The following is a 19,973-nucleotide window of genomic DNA, read 5'->3' on the forward strand; positions in this document are numbered from 1 at the left end:
CGGCGCTCAGCGCGCGGCCGAACGCTCGTCGATCTGGCGCGACAGGATGGAGGAGAACTCGTCGGCGAAGGCCTCGAGGCGCGAGCCGAGCTTGCCGGCGTCGGCCGACAGCTTGTTGTAGGCGACGACCGCCGGGATGGCCGCGACGAGGCCGATCGCGGTGGCGAGCAGCGCCTCGGCGATGCCCGGCGCCACGACCGCAAGGCTCGTCTGCTCGGAGGCGGCAATCGACTGGAACGCCGTCATGATGCCGACCACGGTGCCGAAGAGGCCGACGAACGGCGCGGCCGAGCCGACCGTGGCGAGGAAGCCGAGGCGGGACTCGAGGCCCTCCATCTCGCGCGCCATCGTCACGTCCATCGCCTTCTCGATGCGGGTCTGGAGGCCGATCGGCGAACGCGCGCCCTTCTCGAAGCTCTTCTTCCACTCGCGCATGGCGGCCACGAACAGCGCGCCCATGCCGCTGGTCTTGCGGTCGGACAGCGTGTGATACAGCTCTTCCAGCGACTGGCCTGACCAGAAGTTGTTCTCGAACTGGTTGAGCTGCCGGCGGAAGCTGGCGTAGCGCGTCCACTTGTCGAAGATGATCGCCCAGGTCCAGACGGACGCGGCGAGCAGGCCGATCATGACGAACTTGACGATGAAGCCCGCCTGCCAGAAAAGACCCAGGAGCGACATGTCATGGGCCGGCGCGGCCAGCGCAGTCTGAGCGACCTCGTTCATTCCTTTTGCGTCCCTCGAATCCGTCGGATCGTCCCGGTGGCTTTGGAAGCGTCTCGCTTCCGGCGGACCGACCGCCCCTGCCACGACCAGAACCACGCCCATGCCGGAACGCCGGCGTGGAACGTCGTCCATGGCGCCCTTTGACCGGTTGATTCCGGTGAAAGAATGGCATGGCGGGGGGTGAGCCCTCCGAGCCCATCAAGCATCGTTAGGGTTAACAAATCGTTTGCGAACGGCAATTTACCGCGGTGCGGCATGCGGTCGGAGGCGGATGGATCGGGTCTAGCCCTCCCCGCCCCCCAGCCTCTCGGCCACCGCGGCCGGCATGCGGCGCGGCCGCCCGTCCGGCGAGATCACGGCGACCTTCACCTTGGCCTCGATCAGCACCTCGTCGCCCCGCAGGATGCGCTGGTCGAGAACGACGCGCGCACCGCCAAGGAGCGCGGTGCGCGTCTCGACCGACAGGATGTCGTCGATCCGGGCGGGGCGCAGGAACTCGATCTCCATGCGCCGCACGGCGAACGCCATCGGCTCGCCGAAGGCGCCGTCCATCAGCTCGCGGTGTCCGATCCCGTGCAGGCGCAGGTAGTCCGTACGGCCCCTCTCCAGAAAGTGAAGGTACCGTGCGTGGTAGACGACGCCGGAAAAGTCGGTGTCCTCGAAATAGACGCGCACGTCGAGGCGGTGTCCGCCATCCACGAGGCGGCCTGCAAGCTGATCGGTCATGCGCCCTCTTAGCGCCCGTCGCGCCCGCGTTCCAGCGCCGCCCACGACCCGAACCGTCATCGATCCGTCATCGGATCGTCATCGCGTGGTGACGTCGGGCTGGTTGGAGGGCGCGTCCGCTCATCTTCCGGAAGGTCCGCCATGCGTTCGATCCGCCTCCCCGCCGCACTTGCGCTGCTTGCGTCCACCGCCCTGCCCGCCGCGGCCGAACCGGTCTTCAACCGGATCGCCTCCTTCCCGGTCGCGCTGAACCTTCCCGCGGGGACCGACGCCAAGGCGCCGACCTCGGCCGAGATCGTCACGGCGTCCGGCGACGGCAACACGCTGGTCTACTCGGACAGCCCGCACGGCGGCATCGGCTTCATCGACATCACCGACGCCCGCGCGCCCAGGAGCGCCGGCTATGTCGCCTTCGAGGGTGGCGAGCCGACGTCGGTGGCAGCCAGCGGCGCCCATGTCCTGGCGGCGGTCAATACGTCGAAGAGCTTCACCGAACCGTCGGGCTTCCTCGCCACCGTCTCGATGTCGGATCGCACGGTCACCGCGCGCTGCGATCTTGGCGGCCAGCCGGACTCCGTCGCCGTGTCGCCGGACGGCACGCTCGCTGCCGTCGCGATCGAGAACGAGCGCGACGAGGACGTGCAGGACGGTGCCCTGCCGCAGATGCCGGCGGGCTACGTCGTGCTCGTGCCCCTGAAGGACGGCGCGCCGGACTGCGCGGGCCTGCGCCGCGTCGAGCTGACGGGCATTCCAGCCATCGCGGCTGAGGACCCCGAGCCCGAGTTCGTGTCCTTCAACGCGAACAACGAATTGGCGGTCACGCTTCAGGAGAACAATCACATCGTCCTGATCGACGGGAAGACGGCCGAGGTGACCGGCCACTTCACCGCCGGAACCGTCGCGCTCGAAGGCGTGGATGCGAAGGACGACGGCCAGATCGCCTTCACCGACACGATCGAGGCGCGCCCGCGCGAGCCGGACGCCGTGAAGTGGCTCGGGACCGACCGTCTCGTCGTCGCCAACGAGGGCGACTGGAAGGGCGGCACGCGCGGCTTCACGATCTTCAACCGCGACGGGTCGGTGGCCTTCGAGTCAGGCCCCGCGTTCGAGCGCGAGGTCGCCAAGGCCGGCCACTATCCCGACAAGCGGTCCGACGCCAAGGGCGTCGAGCCGGAAGGCCTCGAGGTCGCCGAGTTCGGCGGCGAGCGCTTCATCTTCGTCCTGTCCGAGCGGGGCTCCGTGGTCGGCGTCTACCGCGACACGGGCGCCGAGCCGGAGTTCGTGCAGCTCCTGCCGTCCGGCATCTCGCCGGAGGGCGCCGTCGCCATTCCCGGCCGCAACCTTCTCGCCACCGCCAACGAGGCCGATCTCGTCGAAGACGGCGCGGCGCGCAGCCACGTGATGCTCTACGAGCGCGCCGAGGGCACGCCCGCCTATCCGCAGATGGTGTCGGTCGAGCGGGACGGCGTGCCGATCGGCTGGGGCGCGCTCGGCGCGCTGGCCGCCGACGCGAACGAGCCGAAGCGCCTGTTCGCCGCGAGCGACAGCGTCTACGGCAAGGCCCCGACGATCTACACGATCAATGTCACCACCAAGCCCGCCCGCATCACCGACGCGATGGTGGTCACCGAGAAGGGCGAAGCCGCCAAGAAGCTCGACATCGAAGGCCTCGCGCTCGACGGCGCCGGCGGCTTCTGGCTGGCGAGCGAGGGCAACCCGGAGAAGGAGGTGCCGCACCAGCTTCTCCATGTCGACGGCAAGGGCGCGGTGGTCGAGACGGTGGCCTTCCCGGCCGAGCTTCTGGCGCACCAGACCCGCTTCGGCGCGGAGGGCATCGCCAAGGTCGGCAACACGCTCTGGGTCGCGGTGCAGCGCCCCTGGAAGGACGACCCGAAGAACACGACCAAGCTGCTCGCCTACGATCTCGACGCCAAGACCTGGGGCGCGGTGCGCTATCCGCTGGAGGCACCGCCGGCCGAGGGCGCCTGGGTTGGCCTGTCCGAGATCGCGGTCTCGGGCGACGCCGCCTATCTCATCGAGCGCGACAACCTGATCGGCGACGCCGCGCGGCTGAAGCAGATCACCCGCGTCGCGCTCGACCAGTTGAAGCCGGCCCCGCTCGGCGGCGACCTGCCGACGGTCGAGAAGAGCGTGGTGCGCGACCTCCTGCCGGACCTGAAAGCGCAGACCGCAGGTTACGTCGTCGATAAGGTCGAGGGCCTGGCGGTCGACAAGGACGGCACCGCCTTCGTCGTGAGCGACAATGACGGCGTCGACGACTCGTCCGGCGAAACGCTGTTCTTCGAGATCGGCAAGCTGAAAGAACAGTCGGCGGCCGTGCGCAACTGAGGCTTACGCATCGGATGAACGAAGGGGCGGAGCCGCAAGGCCCCGCCCCTTTTCGTGAGCTCTACTCCTCGTCGCCCTCGAACAGGCTCGACTGGATGCCTTGGTAGGTCGAGGGCACGGCGAGGCCGAGGTGCTTGAACGCGTGCTGGGTCAGGAGGCGGCCGCGCGGCGTGCGCTGGATAAACCCCTGCTGGAGCAGGTAGGGCTCGACGATGTCCTCGATCGCGTCGCGCGGCTCCGACAGGGCGGCGGCGATGGTCTCGATGCCGACCGGGCCGCCGCCGAAGTTGAGGGCGATGAGGTCGAGATAGCGCCGGTCGAGCTGGTCGAGGCCGAGGCTGTCGACGTCGAGCCGCGTCAGCGCCTCGTCGGCGATGCGCCGGTCGACCGTCTCGGAACCGGCCATGGTCGCGAAGTCGCGCACGCGGCGCAGGAGGCGGCCGGCAATGCGCGGCGTGCCGCGGGCGCGTCGGGCGATCTCGCGCGCGCCGTCGTCGCCCATCGGCAGGCTCATCAGCCGCGCCCCGCGCTTCACGATGTGTTCGAGTTCGGGGATCGTGTAGAAATTCAGGCGGACCGGGATGCCGAAGCGGTCGCGCAGCGGCGTCGTCAGAAGGCCGATGCGGGTCGTCGCGGCGACCAGCGTGAACTTCGCCAGATCGATCTTCACCGAACGCGCCGCCGGTCCCTCGCCGATGATGAGGTCGAGCTGGAAATCCTCCATCGCGGGATAGAGGATTTCCTCGACCGCCGGCGAGAGGCGATGGATCTCGTCGATGAAGAGGACATCCCGCTCCTCGAGATTGGTGAGGAGCGCGGCGAGATCGCCGGCCTTGGCGATCACCGGGCCGGAGGTCGAGCGGAAGTTGACGCCGAGTTCCTTCGCCATGATCTGCGCCAGCGTCGTCTTGCCGAGACCCGGCGGGCCGACGAAGAGAACGTGGTCAAGGGCTTCGCCGCGCGTCTTGGCAGCCTCGATGAAGATCTTGAGATTGGCGCGCGCCGCCGCCTGGCCGACGAAATCATCGAGCCGCTGCGGCCGCAACGACGCGTCGACGTCCTCGCCGCGCTTCTCGGGGGTGATGAGGCGTGTGTTGCTCATGGGTCCGTTCGCTTCAGCGGCTCAGCGCCTTGAGGCCGAGGCGGATCAGGGTCGTGGACGGCGCCTCCTCGCCCGCCTCCTTCACCGCGACGGCCACCGCGCCGGCCGCCTGCTCTCGCGAATAGCCGAGATTGACCAACGCCGACACGGCGTCGGCGATCGGCGCCGGCGCCACGCCCTCACCGAGGTCGCGCTTGAGGCCGAAACTTTCGACCGCGGCCGCGCCGGAGAAGGCCGGCGCCTTGTCCTTCAACTCGGCGACGATGCGCGCGGCGACCTTCGGCCCGACACCCGGCGCGCGGGCGACCATGGTGCGGTCCTGCAGCGCGATCGCATTGGCGAGGTCCCCGGTCGACAGCGTGCCGACGACGGCGAGCGCCACCTTGGCACCCACGCCCTGCACGCTCTGGAGGAGGCGGAACCAGTCGCGCTCGACGGCGGACGCGAAGCCGTAGAGGCGGATCATGTCCTCGCGCACATAGGTCTCGATGAAGAGCGAGGCCGCCTCGCCCGCGCCCGGCAGACCCGCCAGCGTGCGCGCGCCGCAAAAGGCGACGTAGCCGACGCCGTGAACGTCGAGCGTCACGCAGTCCTCCTCGACCGTATCAACGGTGCCTTTCAGCTTGCCGATCAAGGATGCTTCTCCGGGCACAGGATGTCGAGGTCGGGGAAGTAGTCGCGATAGCGCGAGGCGTCGCGGGTGAGAAGGCGGTGGCCGGCGACCATGGCATGGGCGCCGATCAGGAAGTCGGGAAGCGTCCGGTCGCGCCGCCCGCCGCGCGTCCGGTAGCGGCGATGGGCCTGACCGGCGGGGTAGGCGGCCTCAAATGGAAACGCCTCTCGTCTCGGGGAAAGCCAAGAGATCGACCGATAGAGAAGCGACTCCGTCATGGGCGAGAAGGCGAGTTCCGCCCAGACGATCGGGGAAAGTACGATAACGCCTTCGTCGGCCGCCCCTGTCAAAGCGTCCAGCGCACTCTCCCTCAGGGGGCCCGTCCCAAGGACGTCGATGAAGATATTCGAGTCAACGAGGGTCGAGGTCGTCACGCGGTCCCCTCAGCCAGTCAATGAACTCCTTGCCGTCCATGCCATGCGTGTCGATCGTCCCACGCAGCGCATCGAGACGACGCCGGATCTCCTCACGCCGAAGCTTTGGATCGCTCGGCAGCTCCTCCCGCACGAGTTCGACGTGATCGCCCCGATCCACGAACTCGACCTCGCTTCCCGGCCCGATCCCGAGCTTGTCGCGGATCGGCTTCGGGATCGTCACCTGCCCCTTCTCGGTCACCCGCATGGTTCGGCCTCACCTAGTAATACCTGCCCGGTATTACCTATCGAGCGAACGGGAACAAGTCAAGAACATCAGAGGTTGGCGTAGGCCGCGCGTGCCTGCGCCGACTGTCGGTGATGGGTATGGCAGATGGCGATGGCGAGGGCATCGGCCGCGTCGTCGGTGTCGAAGGTGGCTTTGGGCATCAGCACCTTCACCATCATATGGATCTGCGCCTTCTCGCCGTGCCCGACCCCGATCACCGCCTTCTTCACCGCGTTCGGCGCATACTCGGCGACCGGCAGCCCGGCCAGCGAGGGCACCAGCATGGCGATGCCGCGCGCCTGACCGAGCTTCAGGGTCGCGACCGCGTCCTTGTTGACGAAGGTCTGCTCCACCGCCGCCTCGTCCGGTTCGAAGCCGCGCAGGACGTCGGTCAGCCCGTCGTGGAGCTGGCGCAAACGCGTCGCGAGGTCGAGCTTGTTGTCGGACGTGACGGTGCCGCTCGCCACGAAGCGCAGCGAATTGCCGACCGTCTCCACCACGCCCCAGCCCGTGCGCCGAAGGCCCGGGTCGATGCCGATGATGCGAATGGTGCGCTCCTGAAGCATGCTCGTTCCACTTCCGTTCTTCTAACGCATCGCTACGCCGGAGTGGTGAACAAAATCGAAACGAGACCGCGCGGGCGATCGGCCATATCGAACCGCGTCACCACCCCACGCAAATTGATATGGCAAAATCGTTTATCGTCGTATATAACTTGGGCGATCAAAGGGAGGGATGGAAATGGACGAGATGAAGCCGATGACCGGCCTGATGAACGGCCTGCTTTTCAGCGCGGTCGTCTGGCTTGCGGCCATCGACATGGTTCTCTGGCGGACGATCTGACGAAGTCCATCTGCGGCGCGATCGGGGTTTCGTCCTTGCACCCGGCGGTGAAGTCTCGCGGATTCGGGTCGTCTCCGGGCGTCTGAACTTCGGCCGCACGTTTCGGTGAATCGTCTGGAGCCGGTGCGTCCCCGCCCCCATTTCCCGGCGCATGACCTCCCGCCACGTCCTTCCGCGCCTCGTCGTCGCAGCAACCCTCTCGCCTCTCCTGATGCCCGCTGGCCCGGCATGGGCACAGCAGGGTGCTCCCGCAGTTCCCGGTGACGCCCGAACACCGACGGCCGAGGCTCCCATCGCGCTGAACGGTTTCGGCGCGGCGATCGAGCGGGCACGTTCCTTTGCGCCGATCGAGACGCTGCAGATCGCGCAAGACGGCGAGACGCTGGTGGACGAAGGCTTTCGCGGCAATCGAACCGACCGGGCCGCAAACATCAAGTCGGCCTCGAAATCTGTGGTCTCGGCGCTCGTCGGCATCGCGATCGACAAGGGACTGATCCGGGGTCCCGGCCAGCCGATCGCGGACTTCCTTCGCGCGGACTTTCCCGAGAACCCCGATCCGCGCCTGACCCAAGTGACGATCGGTCATCTCCTGTCGATGCAGGCGGGGCTGGATCGCACGTCGGGGGGCAACTACGGCGCGTGGATTTCCTCGCGCAACTGGGTGCGCGATGCGCTCCGCCGCCCGTTCGTGACCGATCCCGGCGGATCGATGCTCTACTCCACGGGCTCGACGCACCTCCTCTCGGCGATCCTGACGAAGGCGAGCGGCCGGTCGACGCTGGCACTTGCGCGCGAGTGGCTGGGTCCGGCCGGGGTGCGCGTTACCGACTGGGAGCGCGACCCGCAGGGCATCTATCTCGGCGGCAACCAGATGGCGATGACGCCGCGTTCGCTGCTCGCGTTCGGCGAGCTCTACCGTCGCGGCGGCTTGGGCCCCGACGGCACGCGCATCCTCTCCGAAGACTGGATCGCCCAGTCCTGGACGCCGCGCACCACCTCGCGCTTCCACGACGGGCGCTACGGCTACGGCTGGTTCATCGACACCTTCGCCGGCCACGAGGGGCGCTATGGCTGGGGCTATGGCGGGCAGATGATCTACATCATCCCCGATCTCGCCCTCACCGTCGCCATCACCTCGGCCGAGGACCAGCCCTCCGCCCGCTCCGGCTACGTGCAGGACCTGCACCGGCTGGTGTCGGAGACGATCATCCCGGCGGCCGAGGCGCGACGGGCGGGCGCGCAGAAGAGCTGACGCGGCCCGTCCGAGCCGGCATCTCGCGGTCGGCCGGCAGGCGCCCTGAGAAACGAAAGGGGCGCACGGATTGCCTCCGTGCGCCCATCCCAATCCTGCGTTGCCTGACGCCGGTCAGGCGGCCGAGAGCTTGGCCATCGTCTCCTCGTCGACCTCGAAGTTGGCGTAGACGTTCTGCACGTCGTCGTCGTCCTCGAGGTTGGCGATGAGGCGGAGCACGCTCTGGGCCTTTTCCTCGTCGACCGGGGTCGTGGTCTGCGGGCGCCAGATGATCTTGACGCTCTCGGCCTCGCCGAGGCTCTTCTCCAGCGCGGCGGCGACATCGTTCATGTCGCCGAAGGCGGTGATGATGCGATGGCCGTCGTCATCAGACTGGACGTCGTCGGCCCCGGCCTCGATCGCGGCCTCCATCACCTTGTCGGCGTCGCCCACTTTCGCGGAATAGACGATCTCGCCGACGCGATCCCAGAGGAACGACACCGAGTTGGTTTCGCCGAGCGCCCCGCCGGATTTCGTGAAGTAGGAGCGCACGTTGGACGCCGTGCGGTTGCGGTTGTCGGTGAGCGCCTCGACGATCACGGCGACGCCGCCGGGCCCGTAGCCCTCGTAGCGCACCTCGTCGTAGTTCTCGGTGTCGGCGCCCGAGCCCTTCGAGATCGCGCGGCTGATGTTGTCCTTGGGCATGGACTGCGCCTTGGCGTTGTTGATCGCCAAGCGCAGGCGCGGGTTCATGTCCGGGTCGGGCGTGCCGCTTTTCGCCGCGACCGTGATCTCGCGCGCGAGCTTGGAGAACATCTTGGAGCGCACGGCGTCCTGCCGGCCCTTGCGGTGCATGATGTTCTTGAATTGGGAATGACCGGCCATCGCGGCACCTGTTCTCTTGTCTGACGGGATCGCTTTGCGGGATCGTATAAATTCCATGCGGGCCCGCGTCCAGACGACGCGCCGCCCGGCAGATGACGCGAGTGTGACTTGGGCACCGGCCGCAACGGGCGCAGGCTCGCCATCCGATCCCGCACGAACCCACGAGGTCCACGCGATGCGACGGATGACCCTGACCCTTCTCATCGCCCTCGGTGGCGCGGCTCCCGTGCTGGCACAGGATGCGCCGGTCAGCACCTGCCTCGCGATCGCTGACCGCCTGCCGGGCGTCCGCTACGCCTCGCTCGACGCGCCCGAAGGCCCGGTGCGGCTGGCGCAGAACGGGCGGGACGAGGTGACGATCACCTACGTCCACCATGCCACCTACCTGATCGAGAGCGCCGACGGCGTGCGCATCGCCACCGACTATTCCGGCTATCACGGCGGCGGCGAGCCGCCCGATGTGGTAACCATGAACAAGGCGCACTCCACCCACTACACCGACGTTCCCGATCCCGGCATCTCGACGGTGCTGCGTGGCTGGAACCCCGAGGGCGGGCCCGCGAAGCACGCGGTGACGGTCGGCGACGTCCTGATCCGCAACGTGCCGACCGACATCAACCGCTACGGCACGTTCGAGGCGGACGGGAACTCGATCTTCATCGTCGAAGCGTCGGGCCTCTGCATCGGCCATCTCGGCCATCTCCACCACCAACTGACCGAGGACGACTACGCGGCGATCGGGCGGCTCGACGTCCTCATGGTGCCGGTGGACGGGTCCTGGACGATGAGCCAGGCGGGCATGGGCGAGATCGCCCAGCGGCTCCATTCCTCGGTGGTGCTGCCGATGCATCGCTTCCGCACGCCGATCGAGCGCTTCCTCGCGCAGATCCCGGACTTCGCGGTAGAGCGCCGCGGGGAGGCGTCGATCACGCTCTCGGCCCGCAACCTGCCGCGCCAGCCGACGGTCGTGCTGCTCAGCGGGGTCTGAAGCTCAGGTCCGGCGGCGGCGGTCGCCCGACGTCATGGTGCCCCCTCCCGCATTCTCCTCCTCAAGGATCGCGGCCTCGTCGTCGCGGTCGTCATCGTCGTCGTCGAGTTGCACCTGCGCGGGGTTGCGCAGCGCATGCCCGTGATGGCGCGCCGGCGGCTGCGGCATCGACGTGACGACGCCGATCAACGCCATGAGGACGCCGAGGAGATGAAGTCGGATGGTCCGCACACGTTCAGGCCCCCTGCCGCACGCTTTGGATGCCGGGACTTGATCGGTCGATTGCGGCGGTTCTCCGGTCTCACCAGAAATTCGGGACGGAGCCTTCCAGCCGGGGGCCGATGCGCACCGTGCCGACCTTCTCGGCCAGCCCCGTGCGGTCGGAAATCTCCACCGCCAGCCCGCAGATCGTCGCCGGACCCGATGCCGCTTCGAAACGGCCGCGCGGTACCTTGGTGACGAAGCGGTTGATCGGCTCCTCCTTGTCCATGCCGAGCGAGGAGTCGTAGTCGCCGCACATGCCGGCGTCCGACTGGTAGGCGGTGCCGTGCGGCAGGATCTGATGATCGGCGGTCGGCACATGCGTGTGGGTGCCGACGACGACCGAAGCGCGCCCGTCGAGGAAGTGTCCGAAGCACTGCTTCTCGCTCGTCGCCTCGGCGTGGAAATCGAAGATCACGGCGTCGGCCTGCTCGCCGAGCGGGCACGCGGCGAGAATGTCCTCGGCGGCGCGGAACGGATCGTCGAGTTCGGGATGCATGAAGACGCGGCCCATGACGTTGGCGACGAGCACCCGCGCGCCGTTCCGCGCCTCGACGAGGCAGGAGCCGCGGCCGGGCGTGCCCTTCGGGTAGTTGGCCGGGCGTAGGAACCGGTCGTGGCGCGAGGCGAAGGTGAGCGCCTCGCGCTGGTCGAAGACGTGATTGCCGGTCGTCACGACATCGGCGCCCGCCGCCACCGTCTCCTCGAAAATGTCCTCGGTGATGCCGAAGCCGCCGGCCGCGTTCTCGCCGTTGACGACGACGAAATCGAGCCGCCAGTCCGCGACGAGGCCCGGCAGCCGATCGCGCACCGCCACACGCCCGCTTCGCCCCACCATGTCGCCGAGGAACAGGAACCTCATGACGCCAGTGCTTCCTTGGCGGCCTTCAGCTTAGCGAGCGCCCTTGCCACCGCCGGTCGCTCGTCGACGCGGCGAACCCAGGCGGCGAGCGATGGAAACTTTTCATGCGCGTCGAGGTCCTTGAGGCCGCTTCGGGCCCACGAGACGTTCATCACGTCGGCCACCGAGAACTCGCCCGCGAGGTATTCGACCTCGCCGAGCCGCTTGTCGAGAACGCCGAGCAGCCGGTCGGACTCCTTCTCGAAGCGGCGGATGGCGAAGTCGCTGCGCTCGTCCGCATTCTTGAAATAGTGGATCTGGCCGATCATCGGCCCGGTACCTCCGGCTTGGAAGAACATCCAGCCGAGCGCCTCAGCCCGCGCCGCGCCGGCGGGCGCGAGCAGTCGCCCGGTCTTCTCGGCGAGATGGAGGAGGATCGCGCCGGACTCGAAGACGCGCACGCCGTCGTCGGTCAGCGCGGGGATGCGACCGTTCGGGTTGATCGCAAGAAAGTCCGATTCCTTCTGTTTGCCGGTCGAGATGTCGATCAGGCGCAACGCGTAGTCGAGCCCGAGTTCCTCCAGCATGATCACCGGCTTCTCGCCGTTCGGTGTGGTCCAAGTATAGAGCTCGATCATGGGGCGAATCTCCGACAGGCAAGTTTGAAACCACGTAGCGCGGGCAGGCTCGCGTTGCGAGGGTGAACGGCAGGCAGGACGACCGGACGAATGAAGACGAGCATGAACACGGCGACCGCGCTCCTTGCGGTTTCGCTGCTGGCGGGATGCGCCTCGACGGGGACGACCTCGTCGTCCGTCGCCGATCTGTCGATCGATCGGGGCCGCGGCCTTGCGGCGGTCAACGCGTTCCGCGCCGAGAATGGCCTGAAGCCGCTGACGGTGGACGAGCGGCTGATGGCGGCGGCCGCCGCACAGAGCGAAGCGATGGCGCGGCGCGACAAGATGGACCATGCGGTCGACGGCGCCCTGCCCGGCCGGGTCGAGCGGGTGGGCTACCGCTGGGGCACGACGGCCGAGAACATCGCCCGCGGCTACAAGGACTACGACGAGGCCATGGTGGGCTGGATCCATTCGCCCGACCACCGGAAGAACCTCCTCAACCCCAATGTTACGCAAATCGGCTTCGCGGGCGCGCAGATGCCGGGAAACCCCCGCCCCTATTGGGCGCAGGTCCTCGCCAGCCCGTCGAAGTATCCGGCCAAGCCTAGCGCGGAGAAGCCGTTGCGCTGGGGACCCGAACTCCGCTTTCCGTGAGGATGCGGTCGAGGAAGCGGTCGTGCGGCTCGACTGGCACCTCGGCCACCTCCTGCGCGTCGAAGGCGAGGCCGATGGTGACGAGCCCCGGCTTGACTGCGAGAAGACGGGCGATCGCGCGGTCGTAGAAACCGCGCCCGTAGCCGATGCGCGCGCCGCGCCGGTCGAAGGCGAGAAGCGGCACCAGAAGAACGTCGGGGTCGAGCACCCGCGCGGCCGCGCCCGGCGCGACGGTGCCGTGCCCCTGCGCGACCAGTTCGCCGTCGCGCAGCAGTTCGCGGAACTCGAGGTCGCCGTTCACGATCGCGGGCGCGGCCAGCCGCAGCCGGCGGTCGGCGAGCGCCATCATCGCCGGGCGCGGGTCGATCTCGGAACCGATGGGAAGATAGGCGCCGACGGCGTCGACCGTCTCGAACAGGGTGTCGCGGGCGACGTGCTCGGCCAGCGCGAAGGCCGCCTCGATCCGTGCGGCCGGCGCCAGCGCCTCGCGCCGGGCGCGGGCCATGCGGCGAAGGTCGGCCTTGTCGGCTGCGATGTCGGACATGGCTTCCTCGGTGCGAAACGCGGGAAGCCTCGAATAGCGAATGACGGAGGGAGTGGCGAGCCACCTCGGCCGATGAGAAGATCGATCCCGGGAACCTACAGAGTAGGTGGGCGCCGTATGCCCCAGCCCACGGGCCGAGGCAGGAACAGCTCCCTTAGGGATGCGTAAGGCCCCGGGGAATAAGTTATCCCTGTCGAACCGCGCAGCCCGCCGACACGGGATATAGCACGCCCGCCCCGGCCTTTCCATGGCCGCGGCGCGAGCATTTTCGTCAGCGGCGGCCGTTTTCGAGTTTGGCGGCGATGCGCTCGACGATCTCGGACACGCCGAGGAGATGCTCGGTGAGACGCGCGTCGCCCGCCCGCGCGCCGCCGGCGGCCTGTGCCTCGCGCTCCTGCAGCGCGGTGATCTCGCCATTCGCCGCGGCCAGCTTCCCCTTCGCCTCGTCGAGTTCGTCCGCCACCATCAGGGCGGCCATGACCATCAGCCGCAGGTCGCCGATCTCGCCGAAGCTGCCGCGCAACTGCGAGACGCGGGCGTCGAGCCCGGCGCCGAGCCCCAGGAGATGCGCCTCCTCGCCTTCGGCGCAGGCCATGCGGTAGGTCTTGCCGTCGATGGTGACTGCGATCTGGGGCATGGGGATCGGTTTCCTGGAGGGGCGCGGGTCAGGCGCGTCGTTCGGCGAGGACGTCGCGGATGGATTCCATCGCGGTGACGAGGCGGCGCGAGACCTCGCGGTTGGCGGCCTCCAAGCGCTGGGCCCGCGTCAGCGCGGTGTCGAGCTCGCTCGCCAGCCGGGAGCGGTCGGCCGTCATGCGCTGCACCTCCTCCTCGACCGACAGAACCACGTGGTCGCGCGACATGCGCGCGTCCACCGCATCCTCGAGCCGTTCGAGGGCCTTCTGCAGGCGAAGCGTCGCCTGGCCGAGCGGACTGGCCGCATCCATCATCCTGCCTCCTTCGAAGGAATCGCACCCGCGCCCCGATCCGCCGGGCACTTCGTTCAAGGCTGCCCTGCTTTATCGCGCCCCCGACCGATTTGAAAAGCGAAAGGCGCGCACGGATCGGCCGCGATTGACAGGCGCTCGGGACCTATGATGTGTGCGTGCCGAACGATGTAGCCTCTTCCCGCGGCCCGAATCCCGGAGGAAAGCGGTCCAGATACCGTGCCGGCATGCCCTTTGTGCCCCGCGCGCCCGACGCGCACGTCCTGCCGCCCGTCGTCTCCCGTTTCCCGCGCTGCGGCTGACAATGTCCTGCGCCGGCCCTATGTCGGGCCGGGCGAGAAGCATTCGCCGTCCCGATCTCGCGGACGGCATCCGACGGGCCATCCCGGCCTCGCCGCCTGAGGAGAAGTATGACCATGGCAGTCCGCGTCGCCATCAACGGTTTCGGTCGCATCGGGCGCAACGTCCTGCGCGCCATCATCGAGTCCGGCCGTACCGACATCGAGGTGGTCGGCATCAACGATCTCGGCCCGGTGGAGACCAACGCCCACCTGATCCGCTACGACTCGGTCCATGGCCGCTTCCCCGGCGTGGTGAAGGTCGCGGGCGATACGATCGACGTCGGCCGCGGCCCGATCAAGGTCAGCGCCGAGCGTGACCCGAAGAACCTTCCGTGGAAGGAACTGAACGTCGACATCGCGTTCGAGTGCACCGGCATCTTCACCGATCCGGCCAAGGCCTCGGCGCATCTGGAAGCCGGCGCCAAGAAGGTGCTGATCTCCGGCCCCCTGACCAACGCGGCCGACGAGAAGACCGTCGTCTTCGGCGTGAACCACGACACCCTGAAGGCGAGCGACAGGATCGTGTCAAACGCCTCCTGCACCACCAACTGCCTCGCGCCCGTCGCCAAGGTGCTCGACGAAGCCATCGGCATCGAGACCGGCTTCATGACCACGATCCACTCCTACACGGGTGATCAGCCGACTCTCGACACGATGCACAAGGATCTCTACCGGGCGCGCGCCGCCGCCCTGTCGATGATCCCGACCTCGACGGGCGCCGCCAAGGCCCTCGGTCTCGTGCTGCCGCAGCTCAAGGGCAAGCTCGACGGCTCGTCGATCCGCGTGCCGACGCCGAACGTCTCGGTGGTGGACTTCAAGTTCACCGCCAAGCGCGCCACGTCGGTGGAGGAAGTGCAGAACGCCATCCGCGCCGCCGCCGAAGGCCCGCTGAAGGGCATCCTCGGCTACACGCTCGACCCGAACGTGTCGGTGGACTTCAACCACGACCCGCACTCCTCGATCTTCGCGATGGATCAGGTGAAGGTCCTCGGCGGCACCTTCGTGCGCATCCTGTCCTGGTACGACAACGAGTGGGGTTTCTCCAACCGCATGTCGGACACCGCGATCGCCATGCACAACGCCGGCTGATCCCAGCCGATGCCGTTCCGGCCCCTGTCCTCACGCGATGTCCGTTGGGCTCACGCCGAGGGCGAGGGGCTGGAGCACCTCCATCTTGCGGCGACGCCCACCGGCGTCGTCGCCCGCTCCGCCCTGATCGGTGGCCAGGGCGATCGCCCCTACGGCGTCTTCTACGAGATCGAACTCGACACCGCGTGGCGCGTGACGCGCTTTGGCATAGAGACCGCGCTTGGGCAGCGCCTCGCTCTCAAGCAGGAGGCCTCCGGCCGGTGGACGGGCGAGGACGGCACGCACCGTGCCGATCTCGACGGCTGCATCGACATCGACCTCGCCGGCACGCCCTTCACCAACACCCTGCCCATCCGGCGGCTCGACGGCCGGCTTGACGAGCCGACCGAACTGCGCATGCTCTACGTGCCGTTCGACACGTTCGAGCCGCTGGTGGACGAACAGCGCTACACAGAGCTTGCGCCCGGCCTCTACCGCTACGAGGCCGTCGACGGCGGCTTCTCGGCCGATCTCCCCGTCGATCGGGACGGGCTGGTGATCGACTACCCCACCCTTTTCCGACGCGTCTGAGCGCGACATCCTCACCCTTTTCCTGACGGAGCCCCAGCGATGACCCTGTTCAAGACGCTCGACGATGCCGCCCTCCAGGGCAAGCGCGTCCTGGTGCGCGTCGATCTCAACGTGCCGATGAAGGACGGCGTCGTGACCGACACGACGCGCATCGAGCGTATCCTGCCGACGATCCGCGAGATCACCGAGAAGGGCGGCCGCGCGATCCTGCTCGCCCATTTCGGGCGTCCGAAGGGCAAGGTGGACCCGTCGCAGTCGCTCGGCCCCATCGCGCCGGTTCTCGCCGAGAAGCTCGGCCAGCCCGTCGGCTTCGCCGAGGATTGCGTCGGCCCGGTCGCCGACGGCATCGTCGCCAACATGAAGGACGGCGACGTTCTCCTTCTCGAGAACACCCGCTTCCACGACGGCGAGGAGAAGAACGACGAGTCCTTCGTCTCCGGTCTGGCCGCGCTCGGCGACGTCTACGTCAACGACGCCTTCTCGGCGGCACACCGCGCCCACGCCTCCACGGAGGGCCTCGCCCACCACCTGCCGTCCTATGCCGGCCGCACCATGCAGGCCGAGCTCGAGGCGCTGGAGAAGGGTCTCGGCCAGCCCGAGAAGCCGGTGATCGCGATCGTCGGCGGCGCGAAGGTCTCGACCAAGATCGACCTCCTGCAGAACATCGTCACCAAGGTCGACTGCCTCGTGATCGGCGGCGGCATGGCGAACACGTTCCTCGCCGCACAGGGCAAGGACGTCGGCAAGTCGCTCTGTGAGCACGATCTCGCCGACACCGCCAAGGCGATCCTCGCCGCGGCCGAGACGAGCGGCTGCACCATCCTCCTGCCGGTCGACGCCGTGGTCGCGCGCGAGTTCAAGGCGAATGCCGAGAACGAGACCGTGCCGGTGGACCGCGTGCCGTCCGACGCCATGATCCTCGACGTCGGCCCCGCCTCGGTCGGCGCGATCACCGAGTGGATCGACAAGTCGAAGACGCTGGTCTGGAACGGGCCGCTCGGCGCGTTCGAGCTGCAGCCCTTCGACAAGGCGACGATGGCCGCCGCGCGCCATGCCGCCAGCCGCACCGAGGCCGGCCAGCTCGTCTCGGTCGCCGGCGGCGGCGATACGGTGGCGGCGCTCAATCAGGCCGGTGTGTCGGAGCGCTTCTCCTACGTGTCGACGGCGGGCGGCGCCTTCCTCGAATGGATGGAAGGCAAGCCGCTGCCGGGCGTCGACGCACTGAAGGCCTGACGCGTCCACGGATCGGATCCATGCGCCCCGCCCTCCTCTCCTGGCTGATGTTCCCGGTCTACATCTGGCAGGGCATCGGTATCCGGCGCTCGATCGAGCGCATGCTGCCGCCGGCCGGGCCGTTCCACGGGATGGCCGGAGGGCCGGGTGACGAGGCGCCGATCCGCCTTCTGGTGCTTGGCGATTCGTCGGCCGCCGGTGTCGGTGTCGACCGGGCGGAGGACGGGCTGGCCGCCCGCCTCGCCGAACGACTGCATGCGCTGACCGGCGAGGCCGTGCGCTGGCGCGCGATCGGCTCCAATTCCGCCGTCTCGGCCGATGTGCGCGACTACATCGTGCCGAACGTCGCGCCGGAGGGTTTCACCCACATCCTCCTGTCGATCGGCACCAACGACGTGAAGAACTTCCACACCGCGCGCCGGTTCAAGCGCGGCTTCGGCGGTCTTCTCTATGCCCTGCGCGCCCGTTGGCCGGACGCGCGCATCGTCTGGTCGCCGCCGGTGGACATGCTGCGCGTGCCCGCGCTGCCGCGCGGTCTCGCCAAAGTGCTGTCCTTGCGCGAGCGCGTCCTCGCCCGCCTCGGCGCGCGCCTCTGCCTCGAGCGCGGCGTCGTGCCGGCGACCACCCTGCCCCGCGTCGAGCCGGCCGGATTCTCACGCGACGGCTTCCACGCCTCGGCCGACGGCGCGGTCTACACCGCGGGCCACCTGGCACCGTATCTTCTGGGCGATCGCACGAAGGCGGCCTGACGGCGCGTCCATTTCGCCGCAAGGCTTGCGTGAAAGTCTCGCGTAGCGCAGCAAATCCACGCTTCAAGGGGCACTTGCCCCAATTCGGACGGAAAAGCGAAGGAAAGGCGCGCGCCGACTTCATCGCATGCGATCCGACGGCCGGGTCGCGCTCTTGGATGCCCCGCCCATGCCCGCCGCTTCCCAATCCTTCCAAGCTTATGCGCGGGCGATCGCGCTCCTGCGCCCGGAGGCCGGCCGTGTCGCCGGCATCGTCCTCGCCGGCATGGCCGTCGCCGGCATCCAGGTGGCCGAGCCGGTGCTGTTCGGCCATGCCGTGAACGCGCTTCTGTCGGGCGGAAACGCGCTCTCGCTCGTGCTTCTCTGGGGTGCCGCGAGCTTCGTCTCGTTCCTGTCGGCGATGACGATCTCGCTTCTTGCCGACCGGCTGATGCACCGCCGGCGCCTCGCCGCGATGGCCACCTTCCTGGAGCACGTTCTCGCGCTGCCGGCCTCGTTCCACTCGCGTTCGCAATCGGGCGGGCTGATGCGGGTGATGATCTCGGGCGTCGACACCCTGTTCTCGTTCTGGCTGCCGCTGTTTCGCGAGCAGATCGGCAACGTCGTGGCGCTCGCCGTGCTGCTGCCCGTCGCATTCTGGATGAACTGGCGCCTCGCCTCGCTGCTCGGCGTCCTCATCGTCGTCTACACGCTGGTGAACCTCGCCGTCGTGCGCCGCACGTCCGGCGGCCAGGCCCAGATCGAAGGCCACTTCACCCGCGTCTCGGGCACCGTCGGCGAGCTGTTTGGCAACGTGCCGATGCTCCAGAGCTTCCTCGCCGTCCCTCGCGAGATCGGCTCCGTCCGCTCGGCGCTCGACCGCATCCTCGCCGCGCAGTACCCGGTCCTCAACTGGTGGGCGGTGATGGCGGTGCTGACGCGAGGTGCCTCGTCCATCTCGATCGTTTCGATCTTCGCCTACGGCGCGTTCCTTGCTTCGCGCGGGCAGACCAGCGTCGGCGAGATCGTGTCGTTCGTCGGCTTCGCGACGCTGCTGATCGGCCGCCTCGACCAGCTGACCGGCTTCCTGATGGGCCTCTTCTCGCGCGCGCCGATGCTGGTGCAGTTCTTCGCCATCCTTGGCGAGCGCACCGACGTGGTGGAGCGCGCGGACGCGCAGCCGCTGAACGTGACCGAAGGGCGCGTACGCTTCGAGAACGTCACCTTCCGCTACCCTCAGGGGTCCGGCGCGGTTCGCAGCCTCGACTTCGAGGCCCAGCCGGGCGAGACGATCGCGATCGTCGGGCCGACGGGTTCGGGCAAGTCCACCGCCCTGTCGCTTCTCCAGCGCGCCTACGATCCCGAATGCGGGCGCATCACCATCGACGGGCAGGACATCCGCGACGTGACGCTGACCTCGCTGCGCGGGTCGATCGGTGTCGTCTTCCAAGAAGCGGGTCTCTTTAGCCGCACCATCCGCGAGAACATCGCGATCGGCCGGCCGGAGGCCACGATGGCCGAAATCGAGGAGGCCGCGCGGCTTGCCGGTGCCGCCGACTTCATCGGCCGCAAGGCGGACGGCTTCGAGGCGATGGTGGGCGAGCGCGGGCTGGGCCTGTCCGGCGGCGAGCGCCAGCGCCTCGCGATCGCCCGCGCGCTCCTGAAGGACGCGCCGATCCTGATCCTCGACGAGGCGACCTCGGCGCTCGACACGGCGACCGAGACACGCCTCCAGGGCGCGCTTGAGCGACTGCGCAAGGGCCGCACGACCTTCGTCATCGCGCACCGGCTGTCGACCATCCGCTCGGCGGACCGCATCATCGTGCTGGACGGAGGCCATATCGCGGAGACCGGCACCTTCGACGAGCTCGTGGCGCAGGGCGGCATCTTCGCCGGGCTGGCGCGCGACGCCGGCGTCTCGTCGCTGCGCAGGCTTCCCGAGCCGCTGGCGCCGACGGCGTTTCTGGAAGCGGCCGAATAGCT

At 68.5% G+C, this 19,973-nt stretch carries 23 protein-coding genes and 1 other RNA gene; 9 read left to right on the plus strand and 15 right to left on the minus strand.

All coding sequences use genetic code 11. From position 1 onward, the window contains the following. Positions 1–6 precede the first annotated feature (6 nt). Together tolQ and ybgC are read right to left on the minus strand one after the other, a co-directional pair. Positions 7–723 carry a protein TolQ gene (gene tolQ / locus ASF65_RS09780; RefSeq protein WP_055888393.1) on the minus strand — a complete coding sequence of 239 codons (717 nt, stop codon included), beginning with the start codon at positions 721–723 and terminating at the stop codon, positions 7–9. Between the two features lie 282 nt (positions 724–1,005). Then, positions 1,006–1,449 carry a tol-pal system-associated acyl-CoA thioesterase gene (gene ybgC / locus ASF65_RS09785; protein ID WP_055888395.1) on the minus strand — a complete coding sequence of 148 codons (444 nt, stop codon included), beginning with the start codon at positions 1,447–1,449 and terminating at the stop codon, positions 1,006–1,008. 141 nt (positions 1,450–1,590) lie between these two features. Here ybgC and ASF65_RS09790 point away from each other — a divergent pair, with 141 nt between their 5' ends. Beyond that, entirely contained in the window at positions 1,591–3,798 is a 2,208-nt protein-coding gene (locus ASF65_RS09790) for an esterase-like activity of phytase family protein (protein WP_055888397.1), read from the plus strand. Between the two features lie 61 nt (positions 3,799–3,859). On the opposite strand, the gene ruvB is transcribed toward ASF65_RS09790, so the two are convergent. From ruvB to ruvC, 5 genes are all read right to left on the minus strand, one after another. Next, positions 3,860–4,900: a Holliday junction branch migration DNA helicase RuvB gene (ruvB, locus tag ASF65_RS09795; protein ID WP_055888399.1), complete on the minus strand. Its 1,041-nt coding sequence runs from the start codon at positions 4,898–4,900 to the stop codon at positions 3,860–3,862. A gap of 13 nt (positions 4,901–4,913) precedes the next feature. Further along, complete coding sequence (gene ruvA / locus ASF65_RS09800) at positions 4,914–5,534, minus strand: Holliday junction branch migration protein RuvA (RefSeq protein WP_055888401.1); 621 nt, start codon at positions 5,532–5,534, stop codon at positions 4,914–4,916. Further along, a complete protein-coding gene (locus tag ASF65_RS09805) occupies positions 5,531–5,947 on the minus strand; it encodes a type II toxin-antitoxin system VapC family toxin (RefSeq protein WP_055888403.1) in 417 nt (138 codons plus the stop codon). The genes ruvA and ASF65_RS09805 overlap by 4 nt, the downstream gene beginning before the upstream one ends. Further along, complete coding sequence (locus tag ASF65_RS09810; RefSeq protein WP_055888405.1) at positions 5,925–6,194, minus strand: AbrB/MazE/SpoVT family DNA-binding domain-containing protein; 270 nt, start codon at positions 6,192–6,194, stop codon at positions 5,925–5,927. Before ASF65_RS09810 ends, ASF65_RS09805 begins: the two co-directional genes overlap by 23 nt. Positions 6,195–6,262: 68 nt before the next feature. Continuing rightward, the gene (gene ruvC / locus ASF65_RS09815) at positions 6,263–6,781 is read right to left on the minus strand and encodes a crossover junction endodeoxyribonuclease RuvC (protein WP_055888407.1); all 519 of its coding nucleotides are present in this window, start codon (positions 6,779–6,781) and stop codon (positions 6,263–6,265) included. A gap of 428 nt (positions 6,782–7,209) precedes the next feature. Between ruvC and ASF65_RS09820 the strand changes: the two genes are divergently transcribed. Beyond that, positions 7,210–8,310 (plus strand): serine hydrolase, encoded by a 1,101-nt coding sequence (locus ASF65_RS09820; RefSeq protein WP_055888409.1) that lies wholly within the window; start codon positions 7,210–7,212, stop codon positions 8,308–8,310. Between the two features lie 114 nt (positions 8,311–8,424). On the opposite strand, the gene ASF65_RS09825 is transcribed toward ASF65_RS09820, so the two are convergent. Further along, complete coding sequence (locus tag ASF65_RS09825; protein WP_055888412.1) at positions 8,425–9,174, minus strand: YebC/PmpR family DNA-binding transcriptional regulator; 750 nt, start codon at positions 9,172–9,174, stop codon at positions 8,425–8,427. A gap of 175 nt (positions 9,175–9,349) precedes the next feature. Here ASF65_RS09825 and ASF65_RS09830 point away from each other — a divergent pair, with 175 nt between their 5' ends. Beyond that, on the plus strand, positions 9,350–10,162 hold the full coding sequence (locus ASF65_RS09830) for an MBL fold metallo-hydrolase (protein ID WP_055888413.1): 813 nt from the start codon (positions 9,350–9,352) through the stop codon (positions 10,160–10,162). A gap of 3 nt (positions 10,163–10,165) precedes the next feature. Here the strand turns inward: ASF65_RS09830 and ASF65_RS09835 are convergent, their stop codons facing one another. From ASF65_RS09835 to ASF65_RS09845, 3 genes are all read right to left on the minus strand, one after another. Next, entirely contained in the window at positions 10,166–10,357 is a 192-nt protein-coding gene (locus tag ASF65_RS09835) for a hypothetical protein (RefSeq protein WP_156369239.1), read from the minus strand. Positions 10,358–10,463: 106 nt separating this feature from the next. Then, complete coding sequence (locus ASF65_RS09840; protein ID WP_055888417.1) at positions 10,464–11,285, minus strand: TIGR00282 family metallophosphoesterase; 822 nt, start codon at positions 11,283–11,285, stop codon at positions 10,464–10,466. Beyond that, the gene (locus tag ASF65_RS09845; RefSeq protein ID WP_055888419.1) at positions 11,282–11,902 is read right to left on the minus strand and encodes a glutathione S-transferase N-terminal domain-containing protein; all 621 of its coding nucleotides are present in this window, start codon (positions 11,900–11,902) and stop codon (positions 11,282–11,284) included. The genes ASF65_RS09840 and ASF65_RS09845 overlap by 4 nt, the downstream gene beginning before the upstream one ends. A gap of 102 nt (positions 11,903–12,004) precedes the next feature. Here ASF65_RS09845 and ASF65_RS09850 point away from each other — a divergent pair, with 102 nt between their 5' ends. Further along, complete coding sequence (locus ASF65_RS09850; protein WP_210166639.1) at positions 12,005–12,538, plus strand: CAP domain-containing protein; 534 nt, start codon at positions 12,005–12,007, stop codon at positions 12,536–12,538. Here the strand turns inward: ASF65_RS09850 and ASF65_RS09855 are convergent. The 4 genes from ASF65_RS09855 to ASF65_RS09865 all read right to left on the minus strand — a co-directional run bounded on the left by ASF65_RS09855 (position 12,489) and on the right by ASF65_RS09865 (position 14,029). Further along, a complete protein-coding gene (locus ASF65_RS09855; protein WP_055888421.1) occupies positions 12,489–13,082 on the minus strand; it encodes a 5-formyltetrahydrofolate cyclo-ligase in 594 nt (197 codons plus the stop codon). The genes ASF65_RS09850 and ASF65_RS09855 overlap by 50 nt on opposite strands. A 53-nt stretch (positions 13,083–13,135) precedes the next feature. Next, positions 13,136–13,294: non-coding RNA, 6S RNA (gene ssrS / locus ASF65_RS20820), on the minus strand. Positions 13,295–13,353: 59 nt separating this feature from the next. Then, positions 13,354–13,719 (minus strand): cell division protein ZapA, encoded by a 366-nt coding sequence (zapA, locus tag ASF65_RS09860; RefSeq protein ID WP_055888422.1) that lies wholly within the window; start codon positions 13,717–13,719, stop codon positions 13,354–13,356. A gap of 28 nt (positions 13,720–13,747) precedes the next feature. After that, positions 13,748–14,029: a DUF4164 domain-containing protein gene (locus ASF65_RS09865; protein ID WP_055889073.1), complete on the minus strand. Its 282-nt coding sequence runs from the start codon at positions 14,027–14,029 to the stop codon at positions 13,748–13,750. A 416-nt stretch (positions 14,030–14,445) separates the two neighbouring features. Here ASF65_RS09865 and gap point away from each other — a divergent pair, with 416 nt between their 5' ends. The 5 genes from gap (at position 14,446) to ASF65_RS09890 (ending at position 19,971) form a co-directional block, all read left to right on the plus strand. Next, the gene (gene gap / locus ASF65_RS09870; protein WP_055889076.1) at positions 14,446–15,459 is read left to right on the plus strand and encodes a type I glyceraldehyde-3-phosphate dehydrogenase; all 1,014 of its coding nucleotides are present in this window, start codon (positions 14,446–14,448) and stop codon (positions 15,457–15,459) included. Positions 15,460–15,468: 9 nt separating this feature from the next. After that, positions 15,469–16,029, plus strand: coding sequence for a putative glycolipid-binding domain-containing protein (locus ASF65_RS09875; protein WP_055888423.1), 561 nt, complete (start codon positions 15,469–15,471; stop codon positions 16,027–16,029). A gap of 39 nt (positions 16,030–16,068) precedes the next feature. After that, positions 16,069–17,262, plus strand: a complete 1,194-nt coding sequence (locus tag ASF65_RS09880) for a phosphoglycerate kinase (protein ID WP_055888425.1) — start codon at positions 16,069–16,071, stop codon at positions 17,260–17,262. Positions 17,263–17,282: 20 nt separating this feature from the next. Then, positions 17,283–18,011, plus strand: a complete 729-nt coding sequence (locus ASF65_RS09885) for an SGNH/GDSL hydrolase family protein (protein ID WP_055888427.1) — start codon at positions 17,283–17,285, stop codon at positions 18,009–18,011. Between the two features lie 169 nt (positions 18,012–18,180). After that, the gene (locus ASF65_RS09890) at positions 18,181–19,971 is read left to right on the plus strand and encodes a glucan ABC transporter ATP-binding protein/ permease (RefSeq protein ID WP_055889079.1); all 1,791 of its coding nucleotides are present in this window, start codon (positions 18,181–18,183) and stop codon (positions 19,969–19,971) included. The last annotated feature ends 2 nt before the right edge of the window (positions 19,972–19,973 follow it).

Origin of the sequence: Aureimonas sp. Leaf324, assembly GCF_001423245.1 — a bacterium.
In the GTDB taxonomy this organism is placed as follows: domain Bacteria; phylum Pseudomonadota; class Alphaproteobacteria; order Rhizobiales; family Rhizobiaceae; genus Aureimonas.